20 protein-coding genes are annotated in these 18,292 nt (G+C 62.3%); 6 read left to right on the plus strand and 14 right to left on the minus strand.

Annotation, left to right across the window (positions count from 1 at the left end):
* Nucleotides 1-4: 4 nt before the first annotated feature.
* The 5 genes from apaG to K3146_RS06025 form a co-directional block, all read right to left on the minus strand.
* Nucleotides 5-403, minus strand: a complete 399-nt coding sequence (gene apaG / locus K3146_RS06005; RefSeq protein ID WP_221545887.1) for a Co2+/Mg2+ efflux protein ApaG — start codon at nt 401-403, stop codon at nt 5-7.
* Nucleotides 404-461: 58 nt separating this feature from the next.
* Nucleotides 462-2,450 (minus strand): alpha/beta hydrolase family protein, encoded by a 1,989-nt coding sequence (locus K3146_RS06010; protein WP_221545377.1) that lies wholly within the window; start codon nt 2,448-2,450, stop codon nt 462-464.
* A 397-nt stretch (nt 2,451-2,847) separates the two neighbouring features.
* Nucleotides 2,848-3,459 carry a 2-hydroxychromene-2-carboxylate isomerase gene (locus tag K3146_RS06015; RefSeq protein ID WP_221545378.1) on the minus strand — a complete coding sequence of 204 codons (612 nt, stop codon included), beginning with the start codon at nt 3,457-3,459 and terminating at the stop codon, nt 2,848-2,850.
* Nucleotides 3,456-4,661, minus strand: coding sequence for a trans-sulfuration enzyme family protein (locus K3146_RS06020; protein WP_221545380.1), 1,206 nt, complete (start codon nt 4,659-4,661; stop codon nt 3,456-3,458). Before K3146_RS06020 ends, K3146_RS06015 begins: the two co-directional genes overlap by 4 nt.
* A gap of 40 nt (nt 4,662-4,701) precedes the next feature.
* Complete coding sequence (locus K3146_RS06025) at nt 4,702-5,226, minus strand: TetR/AcrR family transcriptional regulator (RefSeq protein ID WP_221545381.1); 525 nt, start codon at nt 5,224-5,226, stop codon at nt 4,702-4,704.
* Between the two features lie 86 nt (nt 5,227-5,312).
* Between K3146_RS06025 and K3146_RS06030 the strand changes: the two genes are divergently transcribed.
* Together K3146_RS06030 and K3146_RS06035 are read left to right on the plus strand one after the other, a co-directional pair.
* Nucleotides 5,313-5,702, plus strand: a complete 390-nt coding sequence (locus K3146_RS06030; RefSeq protein WP_221545383.1) for a hypothetical protein — start codon at nt 5,313-5,315, stop codon at nt 5,700-5,702.
* A gap of 43 nt (nt 5,703-5,745) precedes the next feature.
* Complete coding sequence (locus K3146_RS06035) at nt 5,746-7,017, plus strand: phospholipid carrier-dependent glycosyltransferase (RefSeq protein ID WP_221545385.1); 1,272 nt, start codon at nt 5,746-5,748, stop codon at nt 7,015-7,017.
* A 4-nt stretch (nt 7,018-7,021) separates the two neighbouring features.
* On the opposite strand, the gene K3146_RS06040 is transcribed toward K3146_RS06035, so the two are convergent.
* The 7 genes from K3146_RS06040 to K3146_RS06070 all read right to left on the minus strand — a co-directional run bounded on the left by K3146_RS06040 (nt 7,022) and on the right by K3146_RS06070 (nt 12,529).
* The gene (locus tag K3146_RS06040; RefSeq protein ID WP_221545387.1) at nt 7,022-8,113 is read right to left on the minus strand and encodes a glycosyltransferase family 2 protein; all 1,092 of its coding nucleotides are present in this window, start codon (nt 8,111-8,113) and stop codon (nt 7,022-7,024) included.
* A 31-nt stretch (nt 8,114-8,144) separates the two neighbouring features.
* Nucleotides 8,145-9,212 (minus strand): 3-isopropylmalate dehydrogenase, encoded by a 1,068-nt coding sequence (gene leuB / locus K3146_RS06045; RefSeq protein ID WP_221545388.1) that lies wholly within the window; start codon nt 9,210-9,212, stop codon nt 8,145-8,147.
* Nucleotides 9,213-9,809, minus strand: a complete 597-nt coding sequence (recO, locus tag K3146_RS06050; RefSeq protein ID WP_221545888.1) for a DNA repair protein RecO — start codon at nt 9,807-9,809, stop codon at nt 9,213-9,215. It abuts the gene before it with no gap.
* 32 nt (nt 9,810-9,841) lie between these two features.
* On the minus strand, nt 9,842-10,087 hold the full coding sequence (locus K3146_RS06055) for an accessory factor UbiK family protein (protein WP_221545389.1): 246 nt from the start codon (nt 10,085-10,087) through the stop codon (nt 9,842-9,844).
* 31 nt (nt 10,088-10,118) lie between these two features.
* On the minus strand, nt 10,119-10,676 hold the full coding sequence (locus K3146_RS06060) for a TspO/MBR family protein (protein WP_221545390.1): 558 nt from the start codon (nt 10,674-10,676) through the stop codon (nt 10,119-10,121).
* 105 nt (nt 10,677-10,781) lie between these two features.
* Complete coding sequence (locus K3146_RS06065) at nt 10,782-11,507, minus strand: SDR family NAD(P)-dependent oxidoreductase (protein WP_221545391.1); 726 nt, start codon at nt 11,505-11,507, stop codon at nt 10,782-10,784.
* The gene (locus K3146_RS06070) at nt 11,504-12,529 is read right to left on the minus strand and encodes an NAD-dependent epimerase/dehydratase family protein (protein WP_221545392.1); all 1,026 of its coding nucleotides are present in this window, start codon (nt 12,527-12,529) and stop codon (nt 11,504-11,506) included. Before K3146_RS06070 ends, K3146_RS06065 begins: the two co-directional genes overlap by 4 nt.
* Before the next feature lie 79 nt (nt 12,530-12,608).
* On the opposite strand from K3146_RS06070, the gene K3146_RS06075 reads away from it, so the two are divergent.
* Nucleotides 12,609-13,712 carry an NAD(P)/FAD-dependent oxidoreductase gene (locus K3146_RS06075; RefSeq protein ID WP_221545393.1) on the plus strand — a complete coding sequence of 368 codons (1,104 nt, stop codon included), beginning with the start codon at nt 12,609-12,611 and terminating at the stop codon, nt 13,710-13,712.
* Here the strand turns inward: K3146_RS06075 and gorA are convergent.
* Nucleotides 13,709-15,061 (minus strand): glutathione-disulfide reductase, encoded by a 1,353-nt coding sequence (gene gorA, locus K3146_RS06080; RefSeq protein WP_221545394.1) that lies wholly within the window; start codon nt 15,059-15,061, stop codon nt 13,709-13,711. The two genes, K3146_RS06075 and gorA, sit on opposite strands and share 4 nt — an antisense overlap.
* A gap of 65 nt (nt 15,062-15,126) precedes the next feature.
* A complete protein-coding gene (locus K3146_RS06085) occupies nt 15,127-16,488 on the minus strand; it encodes a DEAD/DEAH box helicase (RefSeq protein WP_221545395.1) in 1,362 nt (453 codons plus the stop codon).
* A 523-nt stretch (nt 16,489-17,011) separates the two neighbouring features.
* On the opposite strand from K3146_RS06085, the gene K3146_RS06090 reads away from it, so the two are divergent.
* The 3 genes from K3146_RS06090 to K3146_RS06100 all read left to right on the plus strand — a co-directional run bounded on the left by K3146_RS06090 (nt 17,012) and on the right by K3146_RS06100 (nt 18,279).
* Nucleotides 17,012-17,191: a hypothetical protein gene (locus K3146_RS06090; protein ID WP_221545396.1), complete on the plus strand. Its 180-nt coding sequence runs from the start codon at nt 17,012-17,014 to the stop codon at nt 17,189-17,191.
* A gap of 130 nt (nt 17,192-17,321) precedes the next feature.
* Nucleotides 17,322-17,588, plus strand: a complete 267-nt coding sequence (locus K3146_RS06095; RefSeq protein WP_221545397.1) for an antitoxin Xre/MbcA/ParS toxin-binding domain-containing protein — start codon at nt 17,322-17,324, stop codon at nt 17,586-17,588.
* A 142-nt stretch (nt 17,589-17,730) separates the two neighbouring features.
* On the plus strand, nt 17,731-18,279 hold the full coding sequence (locus tag K3146_RS06100) for a hypothetical protein (protein WP_221545398.1): 549 nt from the start codon (nt 17,731-17,733) through the stop codon (nt 18,277-18,279).
* Nucleotides 18,280-18,292 lie beyond the last annotated feature (13 nt).

The raw sequence follows: 18,292 nt of genomic DNA on the forward strand, positions 1-18,292 counted from the left end.
ATGCTCAATCCGCCGTGGCAGGCGCCGCAAGCGGGAAGAACGGAATGCGGACCTCGAAGGGAGAGCCGTCTTCGCGGTGGAATGTATAGAAGCCTTCCATCGAACCATGCGGTGTGTCGAGCGGGCAGCCTGAAACGTAATCGTGGCTTTCCCCGGGTGCCAGTACAGGCTGTTCACCCACGACCCCGTCGCCATCGACATGTGCGACCATTCCCATGCCATCGGTGATCCGCCAGTGCCGCGTCATCAGCTGCACCTTCTCGTGCGAGGCATTCTCGATGCGGATATGATAGACCCAGAACCACTTTTCCGCCTCGGGCTGCGACTGCTCGGGCAGGAAGTTCACCGCGACGCGCACGGTAATGCCATCTGTCATGGCGCTATGCTGGAAGAGTTCCTTGATCACACTTGCAAGGTAGTCGGACTGACGCGGGGGACAAGTACCCAGCTTGGTTTCTTCCCTAGTTTTGATCCGGAGTGTCAGCCGGTTGACCGGGCGGATTATGCCTTTGCAGAAAGGCGATCAGCGTCTCCAAGAACCGCGTTTCTTCCTCTCGATTGCTGAGGTGGTGATCGTCGTCCAGTTCAAGCAGTTCCAGAGCGATGGAACGCTCCTTGGCCGCATCTCTCAGATCCTCGAACTGATCGAAGGGAACACGCTTGTCCGATTTGCCGTGGGCGAGGAGGACAGGCCTTTGCAGGCGGGAGATGTTGTCTACGATCGAGATCGTTGCCAAATCGAAGCCGTCGTCACCCGTGATGCGAGGCACCCAGGTCCGGCGGAACCACTTACCACTCTCCCTGCCGCGACCAAGATAGTCGCGATCGTACTTCAGCATGTCTTCCCAATCGGTCACGCCGGCAAAACTTGCTGCGCAACGATAGCGTTCGGGGTTGCGAATGGCTCCCCAAAGGGCCGCGTAGCCGCCATAGCTTGCGCCGATCAGACATACACGGCCTTGATCTGCGTATCCGTTGTCGACAGCCCATTGCATCGCATCGTCGAGGTCATCCTGCATTCCTCGTCCGATCTGGCCATCGCCGAGGCGTTCGAAAGCGTCGCCATAGCCCCCCGATCCGCGAAAGTTCGGGCGTAGCACCGCGTAGCCGCGACTGGCGAGCAATTGCGTCCAGTCATCGTAGACCATTGTGTCCCGCACGCCGTAAGGCCCCCCGTGAGGCATGATAATTAGCGGAAGATTCTTCGGCTCACGATCCTTCGGCAGAGTGAGGAAAGCGCGAAGTTTTGTACCATCGCGCGCCACGACGTCATGTGCACTCGTTCGTGAGAGGAGGCGAAAATCGACGTCAGGTCGCAAGTTCGCGAACAGGTCGAGCCTCTTCTCTCCCGGGGTAAAGATGTAGAGCGCGCCGGGATCGGCATCGCCACCCTGAAGAACGAGCATCCGGTCCATCTTGGCTTGGCTGAGTATCGTGACCTCACTGCCGGGCAGTGCCGCTTCGAGTGCCGCCTGATATTGCCCCATTACAGGATCCAGCCACACGGTCCGTGGCTTGTCGTCACTGAAGCCTACACCGATCGGCCCTTTGGATCGCTGAAAATAGGCCCGTGTCAGGCTCCAGCTCGGGTTGGCGTAGACAACTTTCCCCAGTTCGCCGGTCGAGTAGTCGATCTCCCGCAGGATGATCCTGCCATCTTCGCCTTCGACCATGGCATAGCCGATATCGCTCCCGGCATAGATTCCCATGACATCCCACGCATCGAGCTTATCGTCGTCCTTGGGTTTGACCTTGGTGACTCGCTCGAACTCTTCGTCCGGTCCGGAGCGGTAGAATATCTTGATCGCTCCGCGCTGGCTGACGCTCATGCCCAGCCGGACCACGCCGGTGTCGTCGGCGAACCATTCGTCGACCTGGTTGTTGCGCTTCTGGACAAGCACTGCACCCGCTTCACCGCTGCCGTCGAGTGGAAAGCGCCAGACTTGCGGCCGCTTCAGGGCAGTCTCGCTGATGGACAGGATTATATAGCGACCGGCCGGATCGGTGTAGAGGACATCGTCACCCTCGAAGCCCTGCTTGTCGAAACCGAGATAACCGACTTGCTTCTTGGGAATGTCGAGAAGCAGGAGTTCGCTCAGCCTGATGCCGAACATGGAGTATCCGCCGCGCGAATGGGAAATCAGGACCCTGTCGTCACCCGCCCAGCTGAACCAATTGAAGCCTTCCTTCGTGCCGACATCGACCGTGATCACTTCCTTGCGCGTGTCGGAATCGTAAACGGAGAGATAGAGCTTCTTCTCTCTTGTAAGAATGAAAGCAAAACGGTTCCCAGTTTCGGACAGCTTGGCCGACTGGAAAAGCGCATGGCCCGTGAACGCTTCGATCGGGATGTCCGACGGCGCGCTGGCAGGGGCCAGTTCGACCTCCTGAGCAGAAAGCGGCGCGAGCAGGATGCTGCTCGCAAGCAAGATCGAAAACAGAAAACGCATGGCAACCCCCGAAATTGAGGGACAAGTTACCAGCGAGGAATGATCACGCAATAACACTTGCAGCGATTATGAGTGATTCACAGAACTTTTACTCTGCGATTAGTGCGCAAATGCCTCCCAGCCTTGCTCGCTCTGCCAGCCGAGGCAGCGCTCTCGAGGCATCTTTCCCGCAGGATCGGCAGCTTCGAATCGTGCTTTAGCTTCAATTAACCCCATCCTGATAAGAATTACTAAGCACCGAGTGCAATTCTGCATTCAGGAAGGGGACGCGAAATGGTTTTCGCTTTCATCAGGCGGCTGGTCCGCGACACTGACGGGGAAGGACGCATCGAGCTGATGCTTGCCGCCCAGGTCGTGCTCGCCGTCATCGTTCTTTAAAGACAGGACGACACAAACTCTAAGGCTTTCCGCCCGTTAGATAGCTTTCGAGCTGTTCCAGGCGCTCTTTGCCGAACCACATTTCATCGCCGACGAAGAAGGTCGGAATGCCGAAGGCACCGCGTTCCACCGCGTAAGTTGTATTGTCGGCAAGTTTCTGCTTCACCGAGGCGTCCTGGGTCCGCTCGAGCAGGGATCTTGCGTCGAATCCCGCATCGGATAGCACCCTGCCTACTGCCTCGACATCGCTGCAATCGATATTCTGCTCCCATACGGCAGGCTGCAATGCGTCGACCAGCGCCTGGCGCTGCGCCTCGTCGTCTGCCGCGACCAGCACGCGTTGCAACATGATCGTGTTGAAGGGAAGGTCCGGATGCATGCGGAACTTGTCCATCCCATGCCGGTCGAGGAAACGCCGGAACTCCAGCGCAGCGTAAGGCACTTTTCCGAGGACATTCGCATCGCGCATCATCGGCGGGGAATTGCCCGTGATCTTGTGCATGCCGCCGAGAAAGACCGGCGTCACCACCAGCTTCGCCCCGGTCCGCGCGACGACCTCCTTGAGTGGATACCATGCTAGGTAACCGTTAGGTGCGCCCAGATCGAGAATGTATTCGACGGTCTTGGTCATAGCGCGCCAGCTTTCAGCGCACGGTCAAGGTCTTCTTTCAGATCCTCGACGTCCTCGAGCCCGACATTGATCCGCAACAGGCCTTCGGTCACGCCCATTTCTGTACGTGCCTCCTCGCTCATCGAGGCATGTGTCGTGCTGGCGGGATGGCACATCAGGCTGCGCGCATCGCCGATATTGTTCGAGATATCGATCAGCTGAAGCGCATCGAGAATGGCAAAGGCACGCTCCCTGCTCTCGACGTCGAAGGCGAAGATCGGACCGGTGGCGCTCATCTGCTCGAGCGCGAGCGCATGGCGCGGGTGGCTGGCGAGGCCGGGGTGCAGCATTCGGGGTACGCGGCTTCCGATGAAACTGCCAAGCTCGACCGCATTCTCGCTCTGCTTGTGCGCGCGCAGGCTCAGCGTCTCAAGGCCCTTCAGGACCACCCAGGCATTGAAGGGGGCGATGTTGGGGCCCGTGTTGCGCTGGAAGGGTAGCAGCACCTCGTCGATCCATTCCTGCGAACCGCAGACTGCCCCAGCCAGCACCCTGCCCTGCCCGTCCATAAGCTTGGTCGCCGAATAGGCCACCACGTCCGCGCCGAAATCCATCGGCCGCTGCAGCGCGCTGGTGGCGAAAGCATTATCGACCACGGTGGTGATGCCGCGCGATTTGGCGAGCCCGCAGACATGCGCGAGGTCGACCACGTCGAGCGTCGGGTTCGCGGGCGTCTCGAAGAAGAACACCTTGGTGTTGGGCCGGATTGCCGCTTCCCAAGCGTCGTTGTCGGCGCTGTCGACCACGGTCGTGTCGATGCCGAAGCGAGGCAGCAGATTGTCGAGCAGCCAGCGACAGGACCCGAAGGCGGCGCGCGCGCCGACCGCGTGATCGCCGGCCGAGAGCTGGCACAGCAGCGCGGTCGTCATGGCCGCCATCCCGCTCGCCTGCGCGCGACAGGCTTCTGCCCCTTCCATCAGAGCGATCCGTTCTTCCAGCATGGCGACGGTCGGGTTTTGCAGACGCGAATAGGTCATGCCCTCGGCCTCGCCCGCGAAACGGTCGGCAACCGTCTGCGCATCGTCGTATGTATAGCCCGAGGTGAGGAATAGCGCCTCGCTGGTCTCGCCATGCTCGCTGCGCCAGGTACCGCCACGCACGGCCTGCGTCGCCGGGCGCCAGTTGCGGGTGATCGAACGATCGGTGCCGGTAGTCTTCTTCATGGCGCAAGCGATAGCACGCGGATAGCCCGCGGCAAGCAGGTCACCCTTCGAGGGCGGCAAGCCCAGCTTCGGCAATATCCGCCCGCCCGACTGCATCGAGCAGTTGCGAGCCTTCTATGAGGGTCAGCAGCAGCCTCGCTCCGCCGCGTGGGTCCGGATCATCTTCGGGCATATGCGCCTCGAGCCAGTCGAGCAGAGTGCCCATGATAGCCGCAGCGCTTCTGCGGAAGGTTTCATTGCCCGTGGCGGATGCGGCGACCACCTCCCACCACAGGCGCATGAAGGGCTGCAGTTGCGGAGTAGAGGTCACGTCCAGGATTTGCCGCACGGTTTCGCGGCGGTTTTTCGCGCGTTGCTCTGGCAGCGAGCTGTCCAATCCCGTTTCGTACAGCTTTGCGAGGTATTCGAGCAGTGCGTCGATCGCGCCCTGCCGGTTTCCGAAATGATAGATCAGCATGCGGTCGCTCGTGCCGGCCGCCTTCGCCAAAGGGCGCAGGCTGACCCCGGATATGCCATGTTCCAACACATGAGCCGCCATCGGAGGCAGGAGGGTCTCGGGGCTCATTCTCGGTTTCGCCATGCCGGGCTTGTAGCGAGTGCTACACACGGCTACAAGTGTAGCACTCGCTACAAACGACTCGGGAAATTGCCATGACCCCATTCGAATTCCTCGCAGCCGGTGGCCTCATCGCGGCAGCGATCGCTCTCATCCATATCGCTTCTACCCGCGAGGCCATCGGCAGTGCCGGACTGGCGGCGGCCTTGTGCGGCCTGTTCGCCGGCTATTCCGCGGTTACTATCGCCCGTGAAGGCGTGATGCCGGTCTGGGTCAATCACACAAGCAATCTGTGGGGCGTGCAGGTCTGGTGGGACCTGCTGTTCGCGGTCGGGATAGCTGCCTTCTTCATCGTGCCGCGCGCGAGGGCGCAGAACATGGCCATCATCCCGTGGCTGCTGTTTGTCGCAGCCACCGCCAGCATCGGCTTACTCGCCATGGTCGCGCGCCTGTTCTGGCTCGAAAAGCGCGCGAAAACCGCCTGAACCCGCTTGCCGGGCGCGCAGGCCTTTCCTAAGCCGCACGGCGATGAGCCGCGCGCCCGAGCAACCGATTGACCCGATCCGCTGGTGCGCCGCGCTGGCGATTGCGTTCTGGGCGCTGCTCGCGTGGAACCTCGCCATCCCGAGCGAGCCCTATTTCGACGAGGTCCACTACCTCCCCGCTGCGCGCGAGCTGCTCGACCTCGGCGCTTTCACCAATCGCGAACACCCGCTCTTCGGCAAGGAGATGATCGCGCTGGGTATCGCGCTGTTCGGTGACAATTCGTGGGGATGGCGCATATTCCCGTCGCTTGCTGGCGCGCTGGCCCTCTTCGCCGTGATGCGTGCCATCTGGTTCGGCACGCTCGACCGTTTCACGACGCTTGCCGCCGGCGTGCTGGTGGCAACGGGATTCCACCTCTTCGTCCACTCGCGCATCGCTATGCTCGATATCTTCATGGTCGGCGGGCTTGCGGTCGCATTCTGGCAATGCGCCGCCGCCATGCGCGAGCCGGAGACGGGACGCTGGCGACTGGCGCTTGCCGGCATTGCTCTCGGCCTTGCCATGGGGGCCAAGTGGAACGCGCTGGTCATCGCTGCCCTGCCCGGCGTCGGATTCCTCGTCTTGCGCCTGTTGGCAGGCCGTCGCCGTCTCCTCCTGAGCCGCCGCGGCATGCCGGTCCCGGGCATGACCCTGGTCGAAGCATTCGTCTGGCTCGGCTTGCTGCCGCTCGCGGTATATGCGGCGACATTCCTGCCGGGGCATTTCTTCGCCGAAAACGCGATCTCCGAAGGTCTCATCGCCCACCACCGGGAGATGCTTGACCTGCAAACACAGGTCCTGAAGCCCCATCCCTACCAGTCGAACTGGCCCGACTGGGTCATCAATTGGCGCGCCATCTGGTACCTCTACGAGACCGTGGACGGTGCCCAGCGCGGCGTGATCCTGATCGGCAATCCGCTGACCATGCTCCTCGGCCTCCCGGCTCTCTTGTGGTGTGCGTGGCAAGGCATTGCCGCGCGCAAGCCAATGTACGGGGCCGTCGCACTACTTTACGCAGTCAGCCTCGGCTTCTGGATCTTCGCTGCCAAGCCGGTCCAGTTCTACTACCACTATTTCCTGCCCAGCACCGTCCTGCTCGTTGCCCTGGCGCTGGCTCTCGGCGACTTGCGCCGAGCAGGCTGGCGAAAGACTGCCAGCGCGGCACTGGTCGCAAGCACGCTGTTCTTCGCCTTCTTTTACGAAGTGCTTGCCGCTGAACCACTCGCGGGCCCCGACAGCTTCCGCACCTGGACCTGGCTCGAGAGCTGGAGGTAGCGGCTCAGTAACGCCCCCAGACGAAGCGGCTGGAGAGGGCGTAGTTCCATACCGACCCGATCGCGATGCCAACGAGGGCGGCGAGCAGCGAATGAAGTCCGCGTTCGAACAGCGTGCTGGCTATCGCGACATTGGCGAAAGCCCCGACCGAACAGGCGGCGATGAAGCTCAGCCAGCCGCGGAACATTTCACCAGCGCTCTTCAGCCGTCGATCGCGGTAAGTGAGGAAGTTGTTGAGCCAGAAGTTGAAGCTCATCGCGCCTAGAGTGGCGATCCCCTGGCTCCAGGCGAATTGCGCACCAGCGGCCAGCAGGCAGAGGTAAAGGATGGCGATATGCACCAGCACGCCCATGGCGCCGACCGTACCGAACAGCGCGAACCGGGTGGGAATGAAGCGCCCGAAAGTCTTGTCGTAGAGGCCAGCGAGGAAATCGAGCGCGATGGCGCGGTCGAGCTTGCTTTCGCCAGTACGGCGCTTGGCAAAGTTCATCGGTATGTCGCGTACCGTGAGGGGCTTGTCCGATGTCGCCAGCAGGTCGAGCAAAATCTTGAAACCGATGCCCGATAGTTTCGGCACGAGCGAGAGGGCTGTCTCGGTCCGCAGGAGGAAGTATCCGCTCATCGGGTCGGTCAGCTCGACCCCCGTCAGCTTGCGGGCAAGCCTGTTGGCCAGCCCCGACAGGCGCTCGCGTTCAGGGTCGGACCAGTCGCTGGTGCTTGCGCCATCGGCAAAGCGGCTCGCAACAGCGATGTCGGCCCCATCCGAGCGGACGGCATGCAGCATGGGCACGAGCAAGGCCGGATCATGCTGGTGATCGGCGTCCATGACAGCGACATAGGGCGCAGCGGTTGCGCAAAAGCCCTCGATCGCGGCGCTCGACAATCCCCTGCGGCCGATGCGCTGGATCACCCTGACCCGCCGGTCGCCGCGCGCCAGCCGCCGCGCCTCTTCGGCCGTCCCATCTGAAGAATTGTCATCGATGACAAGGACTTCCCAGCCACTCTCGCCCAGCGCCTCTTCGATCCGCTCCACCAGCGGGGCAAGGTTGTCGCGCTCGTTGAGCGTGGGAAGGATGATCGCGAGATCGAGCGTCATGCAGGCCGCCTGACGCGGTTTCTTCTCAATATCAAGACACTGCGGTCAGCGCTCGCAAGACGGCATCGCCGATTTCTGCGGTCGATGCGCTGCCGCCAAGGTCCGCACCGCGCACATCGCTCGCCACAACCTTGGCGACGGCGCGTTCGATCCGCCCCGCTTCAGTCTCGCGGCCCAGCGAGTGGCGGAGCAGCATGGCAAGGCTGAGGATCGCGGCAACCGGATTGGCCTTGCCCTCACCCGCAATATCGGGCGCGCTGCCATGGATCGGCTCGTAGAGACCAAAGGTGCCGAACTCGGTCTGCCGCTCGCCAAGGCTTGCGCTGGCAAGGAGGCCGATCGAGCCGACGCAGGCGCTCGCCTGGTCGGACAGGATGTCGCCGAAGAGGTTTCCTGTCAGGATGACGTCGAACTGGCCGGGGCTGCGCACCAACTGCATGGCAGCATTGTCGACATACATGTGATCGAGCGCGACGTCCGGGTATTCCTTCGCCACCTCGACCACCGTCTCGCGCCAGATGCGGCTGGTCTCGAGCACATTAGCCTTGTCCACGCTGGTCAGCTTGCCCCTGCGCTTCTGCGCCGCCCGAAAACCCGTGTGGGCGATGCGGCGCACCTCCGCCTCATTGTAGGACATGGCGTCCCAGCCCTCGCGCCCGCCCTCGCTGGTGCGTTCTCCCTTGTCGCCGAAATAGACGTCCCCATTGAGCTCGCGGACGACCAGCAGGTCGATGCCGCGCGCCACCTCCGGTTTCAGCGATGACATGTCCTCCAGCCCCGGATAGCCAGCTGCGGGACGCAAGTTGGCAAACAGGCCTAGCTCGCTCCGGAGGCCCAGTATCGCCTGCTCGGGCCGGTGTTCGCGCGGCAAATCGTCGCATGCTGGATCGCCGACTGCGCCGAACAGCACTGCATCGGCGGCCTGCGCCATCTCGATCGTTTCCTGCGGCAGCGGATGGCCATGGCGCTTGTACGCTATGCCCCCGACATCGCCTTCCCAGATGGTGAGCTGCGGGAGCGACAGGGCATCGAGGACGCGGCGCGCCTGCGCTGTCACTTCGGGGCCGATCCCGTCGCCGGGGAGAATTGCCAGTTTCATTTATGCCATCCGTTCGAGCCGCTGCATCAGGAGTGACCTTGCGGCTAGAACGTCGGACCTCGTGTCGGCAAGCAGGTAGCGGGCGATTTGGCCCTCGTTTGCGCGCAGAATTTCCAGAGCCTCCTCAAGGCTCGCTATCTCCGGCTTGGCCCCGCCATAGCCAAGCTCTCGCAATAGGAGCACTTCATAGCTCGCCAAGGCAGGCACCCAGCCGCGCGCCGAGGGGGCATTGCACACGGCATCGAGCAGCCCCGAAAGTGCGGAGTAGAGGCTGGGATAGGGATTGCGCTCCGCCAGCGCGCTCGCCGTCAGGGCACAGGTCCAGGCGATGGCCGCTGCGGGAAGCGGCTCGGTCAGCCAGGGCCCACGGCTTTGTGTTAGCTCCAGGCGCGCGAAAGGTAGCTGGCTGTCGGACTTGGCGCGGATCTCCGTTTCGACGAGGTTGCCCGGGATCACCACCGGACGCAGCTGTCGTCCACGCCCACCAGCGACATAGGCGGCGACAACACCGCTCTCTTCGGTCAGCAGGCGTGCGATAACCGCTGTCTCGCCATGCGGACGAGCCGAGAGCAGGATAGCTGGCGCGCGAAGGTGCATGGCCACGGCCTACACCATCGCTGCCGGTTTGATCACTTGTGCTTGGCTTCCAGCGCGGCGACGCGAGCGGCGAGGTCTTCGGCCTGTTCGCGGGCCTTGGCGGCCATGGTCTTGACCGCATCGAACTCTTCGCGCGTCACGAAATCCATCCCGCCGAAGGCCTCTTTCGCGCGCTCACGCGCAGTCTCGCGCGCCTCGCGGGTCATGCCGGCGAGTGTGCCGGCCGCCGAATTGGCGAGTTTGACGAAGTCGGCGATCATCGGGTTCTGGCTTTGCATGGGCGCTATCTAGGCGCGGCGGGGCGGCAGTTCAATTGCCGATCCGCACCCGCTCGATCCGGTCGCCCTGCGATCCACCATCCGCATCGGGATTGAGTTGCAGGAACTCGTAATTGAGCAGCGTCGCAAAGCAGACCCATGCAAGATAGGGCAGCAGCAGTATCCCGGCGATTTTGCGGACCCTCCAGAACAGCGCGATCACGACGAGCAGGGTGAGGACGATCGCGACCAACAGGCCGAGCGCGAGGGCCAACTCCTGCATCCCGAAAAACACCGGTGACCAAGCCAGGTTCAGCACGAAATGCAGCGCAAATACCGTGAGGGCGGCGCCCCTGCCGCGCGCGCCCCAGGCCGAGGCCACGAAGGCGGCTGCGAAACCGATCATGACGTAAAGGATCGACCAGACGATGCCGAACCACTTGGGTTCGGGATAAATCGAGGGCTTCTCCAGCGACTGGAACCAGGCGCTGTTCGGGCCTGCGCCGAGCTGGCCGGAAAGGAAGCCCAGCAGGAGGCACAGCGGCACGAGGAACAGGGCCCAGCGGAGGAAACTTGCGCGAAGCTGCCCGCGCGATGCCAGCATGTTCATAAAGCTACTCTTCCCCAAGCGACCCGATTCGTGGAGCGGACATTAGAATCGCGGTTGCCTTGCTTGCAATGCGCACTGTTGTTTCCGCTGGGCAAAGCTGCGCGTTCAAAACCGCAGCAGGATCTTCTGCGCGAGCTTCGGCGAGAAGGAGTGCATGCGCCTCAGCGTTTTCACCATGCCGATGAAGGCCTCCTCGCGACGGTCTTCGATCGCCTCGACGATGGCGCCTGCGCATTCGGCAACGCTGAGCTTCTTGCCCTCCCGTCCATCGGTCATTTGTGTTTCGACCATTGGCGGCAGAGCCTCCAGCAGGTGAATACCGCTCTCACGCAATTGCTCGCGCGCGCCGATCGAATAGCTGCGCAGCCCGGCCTTGGTCGCGCAATAGAGCGGCCCGGAAGCGCTCGGTGTGATCGCAAGACCGGACGTCACGTTGACGATCATCGGATCGTTGCCGCGCTTGAGGTTCTCGTGCAGCCGCGCTCCCAGCAGGATGGGCGCAGTAAGGTTCGCGTGGATGTTCTCTTCGATATCCGATGCCTCGACCGCGCCGCGGCGGAAGTCGTGGTCACGGCCCATCCCGGCATTGTTGATGAGGATATCCAGCGGCGCGGCGCCCCAGGCCTTCACCACCGCCTCGACACCGCCAGAATGCGAGAAATCGGCCTCGATAGTCGCAAAACCTTCGGCCGCCATGCGGGCAAGCTTCTCCGGAGAGCGACCGGTGAGCGTCACCTCTGCGCCCCGGGCGGTGAGCTGTCTCGCCAGTTCCTGGCCGATGCCGTCGCTGCCACCTGTCAGCAATACGCGCTTGCCGGCAAGCCTAGTCATGGTTTCACCACGCCGTGGGCGATCAGGCTCTTCGCGCAATCGACGACGCTGTCTTCTTCGGACCGGGTCTTCCAGCCGAGCCGCTTTTCAGCATGGCTTGCGTCGACATTGCGGGTCTTGCCGATCTCGCTTTTGATCGAGCGCACACCGGGATTGAACAGGCTGAGGACCGACACCATCCAGTTCGGCATCACCTTCTTGGGCACCTTGCGTGTATGTTCGGGTGGCAAGCGCTCGCGCAGGACATCGGCAATCTCGATGATTTTCATGAACTTGCCCGCGGCAAGGAAGCGCTCGTTCGCGAGGCCCGGTTCTTCGAGGCAGCGCACATGCAGGTCGGCACAGTCGCGCGTGTCGACGATTGCGAAACCGAGGTCGGGCGCCATCGGCATGGACCCGTCGAGCACCTGTTTCACCGCCTCGACCGATGGCGAGAAATCCGGATCTTCCACAGGGCCCAGCACCATCGACGGATTGACCGAGACAAACTCCATGTCCCCGCCATGCTCCGCCATCCAGTCGCGCGCCGCGCGCTCGGCAATGGTCTTGGATTTAACGTAGGGGTAGACATCGGGGTGCGTCACATCGGTCCAGTCGCTTTCGTCGACGGTATAGACCTTGTCGCTGCGGCCGTAGGCGACCGCCGCCATTGAGCTGGTCTGGACAAAGCGCTTCACGCCCGCTTCCTGGGCGAAGCGCAAGGCCCGCAGTGTTCCTTCGCGTGCGGGGACGATCATCTCGTTCTCGTCCTTCGGCGTGGAGGCGGCGATGGGAGACGCAACGTGGGCGACATGGGTGCAACCCGCCACTGCCTCAGCCCAGCCGGCATCGTCCATCAATTCGGCTTCGAAGATCCTGAGTCGATCTTCGCCGGGGTTGCCCAGCCGGTTGCGAAGGATCTGCTCGCTCTTGGCCTTGCTGCGCACGGTGGCATGGACCGTCCAGCCCTTGGCGAGCAGCTGCCTGATCAACTCGCCGGCGATGTAGCCCGTGCCCCCGGTTACAAGAACTTTGCCTGCCATGATCCATCTCCGTGCTTTGCCTTTGTGATGATTAGGGCCTAGCCGATGTGCGTGCAATCGCCGGGGACAAGGACAACCGATGGCGCATTACGATTTCATCGTGATCGGGGCAGGCATTGCCGGCTTGTCTGCGGCAGCACGGCTCGCAAAGCATGGCTCGACACTCGTGATCGAAGCGGAGAGCGCGCCCGGCTTTCACTCCTCCGGGCGCAGTGCAGCCTTCGCGCATTACGACATGGCAAGTCCGATGGTCCGCGCACTGACCGCGGCCAGCATGCCCCTGCTCACCGAACCCGCGGCGCATGAGCACCCGGCCCTGTTTATCGCTGCGAAGGGAGAAGAGGCGGCGCTTGCTGGTTTGTTCGACGCCTACCGGGAGTGGGCGCCGGAAGTAGAACGCCTGACTGCCGATGAGGCGCGCAAGCTCGTGCCCGTGCTGCGCGAAGACTGGCTGTCGGGTGCAATTCTCGATCGCCGTGCGAAGAAGCTCGATGCCCATGCCATGCTCGAGGGCCATCGCAAGCAGCTCCTGGAATCGGGCGGCACGCTCGATTGCGGGAACGAGGTCATCGCCCTGCGCCAAGAGGGCAGTCGATGGGTTGTCGAGACGCGCAACGACCATCATTCGGCCGGGACGATCGTCAACGCGGCAGGGGCCTGGGCTGACCATATCGCCCGGCTTGCCGGTATCGCACCGCTCGGTCTCCAGCCGCTACGCCGCACCGTGATTACCTACGACGTTGCCGGAGCCCTCAATGTGTCCGGATGGCCATTCACCAAGACGGTGGGGCCCGATCTCTATTTCGAGGCTGAGGGACAGGGCCGCCTGCTCGCCTGTCCGATGGACGAGGGGCCGAGCCAGCCATGCGACGCCCAGCCGGATGAGGAGGACATTGCGCTGGCCGCCTGGCGGGTCGAACAAATCACGACGTTGGAAGTCAGACGGCTCGCTGGCAAATGGGCCGGGCTCAGGAGCTTCCTACCAGACCGGCAACCCGTGGCCGGGTTCGATGGAGCAGCATCGGGGTTCTTCTGGCTTGCAGGCCAAGGCGGCTTTGGCCTCCAGACATCGCCCGCCATGGCGCTCGCTACCGAGGCGCTGGTTGCGCGGCTCGACTGGCCCGATGCGCTGGAAGCAGTCGGAGTGAGCAAGCAATCGCTCTCCCCCGAACGCCTCGCCTAGCGCATCAGCACGAGCTCTTCGGCCATGGTCGGGTGAATGGCCGTGGTTGCGTCGAAATCGGCCTTTGTCAGCCCTGCCTTCACTGCAATCGCAGCTGCCTGCATCATCTCCGCTGCTTCGGGCGCGATCATGTGGATGCCAACGATCTTCCCGCTGTCGCCATCGCAGACCATCTTAAACAGGCTGCGTTCGTCCCGCCCGGCGAGCACATTCTTCATCGGTCGGAAGTCGGACAGGTATACCTTGACCGAGCCCAGCTTGTTCTTGGCCTCACCCTCCGTCATGCCGACGGCGGCAATCGGCGGGTGGCTGAACACAGCACTGGGAATGCAGCCGTGATCGACCGCGACCGGCTCGTGGCCGCCGAAGACCGTGTCGGCAAAGGCCTGGCCTTCGCGGATCGCCACCGGGGTCAGCTGCACGCGGTCGGTGACATCGCCGACCGCGTAGATGTGGTCGACATTGGTCTTGCTGAAGCGGTCGACCTTGATCTCGCCCTTCTCGCCGAGCTCGACGCCCGCCTTGTCCAGCCCCAGGCCTCCCGTGTTCGGCGTGCGGCCCGTGGCGAACATGACCTGGTCGACACGCTCCTCGTCGCAATCGGTCAGCTTCACGAAGAAACCGCCGTCTTCGCACGGCTTGATGTATTCGAACTTCGTGTTGAACTTGAAGTCGATGCCCTTCTTCATCGAGATCAGGAGCAAGCGTTCACGCAAAGCCTCGTCATAGCTGCGCAATAGCTGGTCGCCCCGATTGACGATGCAGACCTTGCTGCCGAACTCGTTGAAAATGCCGGCAAACTCATTGGCGATATATCCGCCGCCCGCGATGATGATTTTCTTGGGAAGCTCGTCGAGGTGGAACGCCTCGTTCGAGGTGATCGCATGCTCCGCGCCCTCGACATCGGGGATTTGCGGGCGTGCGCCGGTGGCGATGAGGATATATTTCGCCGTGATCTTCTGCCCGTCTGCCAGAGTGATTTCGTGAGCGCCCGAGATTTCGGCCCGCTGGCTGAAAACGGTGACATCGTGGTTTTCAAGCGTGTTCGTATATGCGCCCTCGAGCCGGTCGACATCCTTCAACACATTGTCGCGCAGCTTCTTCCAGTTGAAGGTCTTCTCCCCGACTTCCCAGCCGAAGTTGGCGCAGTCTTCGAGGTCCTCGGCGAAGTGGGCGCCGTAGACGAGCATCTTCTTCGGCACGCAGCCACGAATGACACAGGTGCCGCCGACCCGATACTCCTCGGCGATTGCGACCCGCGCGCCATGTGCAGCGGCGACGCGCGATGCACGTACACCGCCCGAGCCCGCGCCAATCGTGAAGAGGTCGTAATCGTAAGTCTCGGCCATCCGGCGCTCCTGTCAGCTGTTGCGCGTGTCTCTCGCCAACAGGACGCGCCTTGGCAAGTTCCGACTTACCTTACGCCGCGCGACCTGTTGCGGTTACGGTTGCGATTGCCGCCAGGACGACCGCCCTGCCCCTGACCGGCACTGGCAGGCCTGCCCTTGCGCGCAGGGTGCTTCTGCTTCGGCTTGGGTTTGGCTGCACCGCCCGCTGGGCGAACCTTCGGCCTGGCGAGACGCGGCTTCTGCTCGCGCTTGGTGGGGCCAACGCCTTCCACCACGGCACGGAAATTGTCCGGAAGCGGCAGGCGCTCGAATTCCGCGTCGGTCTTCTTGCGAATGTCCTTGAGGTAATCGCGCTCGTCCTCGGCGCAGAAGGCAATCGCGATGCCATCCTTGCCCGCACGTGCGGTGCGGCCGATGCGGTGCACATACTGCTCCGGTACGTTGGGCAGCTCGTAGTTGATCACGTGGCTCACGCCCGGGATATCGATCCCGCGCGCGGCAACGTCGGTGGCAACGAGGATCGGCGTCTTGGCGCGTTTGAACTCGTCGAGCGCTCGCTGGCGCTGCGGCTGGCTCTTGTTGCCGTGGATGGCATTGGCGGGAATGCCGCTCTGGCCGAGCTTCTTCACCACGCGGTCACAGCCATGCTTGGTGCGTGCGAAGATGAGCACGCGTTCGAATTCGCCCGGCACCTTGTGGCGTTCGGACAGGATCATTTCGAGCAGCGTCTGCTTTTCGTCCTGCTGGACCATGAAGAGATACTGGTCGATGCGCTCTGCCGTCGTGCTTTCGGGCGTGACGCTGACCTTCACAGGGTTGCGGCAGTATTGTCCGACCAGCTCCTGGATTTGCTTGGGCATGGTCGCGCTGAAGAACAGCGTCTGACGGTCATCGGGTACGAGCTGGCTAATACGTCGCAGCGCGTGGATAAATCCGAGGTCAAGCATCTGGTCAGCCTCGTCGAGCACCAGCACCTCGACCTTGTCGAGGGTGAACGCCTTCTGGTCGATCAGGTCGAGCAGGCGGCCCGGCGTCGCAACGAGGATGTCGGTGCCACGATGCAGCTTGTTGCGGTCCTTGTTGACCGAAGTACCGCCAACGATCGAATGGACCTTGAGGCCCGCCAGCGCGCCGTAATCCTTGGCGCTATCCGCGATCTGGCCTGCCAGCTCGCGCGTTGGGGCAAGCACCAGCATGCGGCAGGATTTGAACGGGGTCTGCTTGTCCGCCTCGCGCAGGCGATCGATGCTGGGCAGCATGAAAGCAGCGGTCTTGCCGGTGCCGGTCTGGGCAATACCCAGCAGGTCGCGTCCTTCGAGAACGCGCGGAATGGCCTGCGCCTGGATCGGCGTGGGTTCATTGTAGCCCTTCAGATCGAGGGCCTGGAGAACGGGCTGCGACAGCCCGAGGTCAGTGAATTGTGTCATGTATACTCGCAATATGCTTGCGGCGCGCAGACGGAATCCGGGTGGATTCGTCGCGCGGCGCGGGTGTCAAACGACCCGCGTGAAAAGGGAAGTCCTTGGGAAAAGACCGAAGCGCGGCCGGGACGATGGATGTCTCTCACATCGCCGCTTCACGCTGGCTAGCGCGCTTCGATGGCTGGCATGTGGTCGCATATGCCGGAAAAGTCAATCGATCCTTTGTGCGGCGCACAAAATCCTTGCGCAAAAACGGTTTTTCAGGCAATACTCGCAGATTGCAGGACCATCCCCGCGACCCTGCGACTGAGAGACCGTCGTGCTTTCCGCGAAATGGAGGAGCACGGGACATGGATCTCAATCAATTACTTTATCATCATCAGATCGCGATCATGCGAGCGTCAGGCCAATGCCGCAAGCAGCCTGATACGACGTGCCTCGTCGAACATTACGGTCGACGCATTCGCGATATTCTGGTTGCGGTCAATGCGCCGGCAAGTCGCTCGGCTGCGTGGCTTGCGCCCAGGTCATGAGCGATCGCATCTTGCTCGCCTATGGTGTCGGCATCCTGATGGCTGCTTTCATCGCCTTTCTCGTGTGGCGGATCCACTATTACGCGCCGCACAAGGTCGACCTTCGCCGGTATCGCAAGGAACGCGCAAAGGACATCGGTGCGACAAACGAGAATATCGAGGGGAAACAGCCTTGAACGACGTTTTCTTTGGCCCCAATCATCCTGGTGCGGCATTGGCTTGCGCAATAACCGCTCGCCGTCTCAGGAAAGCTCGCAAAACCCATCTCACATTGGGCAAGCGAATGCCGGCTGGAAAGGTCGCCGCATGACGGGGGAAGAAACAGAAGCTCAATCCGGACCCAAGCTCAAGTTCAAACGGTCGCGAAGATTGGCCAAGATGCCGCCTGGCCAGGCAAGACGGCAGGGAGCCATCGCAGCCTTGGCCTTCACGAGCTTTGGGGACCGCGACCTGGCCGTAGCATTCCTCAACACGCACCATGCGAGTCTTGATGCACGACCGCTGGATGTTGCCAGCGAAAGTAGCGAAGGCTTCGACCAGGTCAGCCGACTGATCAACGAACAAGCTGGCTAGCGCGCATCTCCTGTAGCAATGTGGAAGCTGCAATATAGGAATCACAGCCGCCAGAGCTGCAGGAACGCCAGGTCCAGAAGCTGATTGGTAAGATATGGCCTTATGGACCTTTGCATTATTTGCCATCGGCACGGCCGCCCAAGTGGCATCACCCAGCGATGCGCCGCTATACCTGCCAGTCGACGGTGTATTCGTGATCGAAGCCGAAGACGCGCAGCCCGTGGCCGACTGGGAGATCGTCCGGGATGAAGCAGCCACCAACGGCGGATACATGCGTTGGCGAGGCCCGAACCGCTATGAAGAAGACGATAATCATGTCGGCTTACGCTATTGTCTGAAGGTCGAGACCCCGGGCGAGTATCACCTGCGCATCCGCATGCTGCGTTCAAGAGCAGGCGAGCCGGAAATCCGTGAAGACGAGCGTAACGATCTCTGGCTGCGGATGGACGGTCGTCACTGGATGAAGCTTTTCGCCAACACGCCCTGGGAAGAATGGGGCTGGGATGGCGGCCTCGATTTCCATCACCTGTACGGCAAGCGTCCGCGCGCCACTCTCACGTTCGAGGATCGCGGCGTACAATGCATCGAAATTGCCGGTCGATCGGAAGATGTCAGGCTCGACCGAATTCATCTCTCGCTTGCGTCGGAGAACATCGATGAGACCAGAGCCATGACGCGGTCCAGTCGATAGGCTGGCGGTTGCC

This window comes from Qipengyuania vesicularis (assembly GCF_019711415.1).
Classification (GTDB): Bacteria; Pseudomonadota; Alphaproteobacteria; order Sphingomonadales; family Sphingomonadaceae; genus Qipengyuania; species Qipengyuania vesicularis.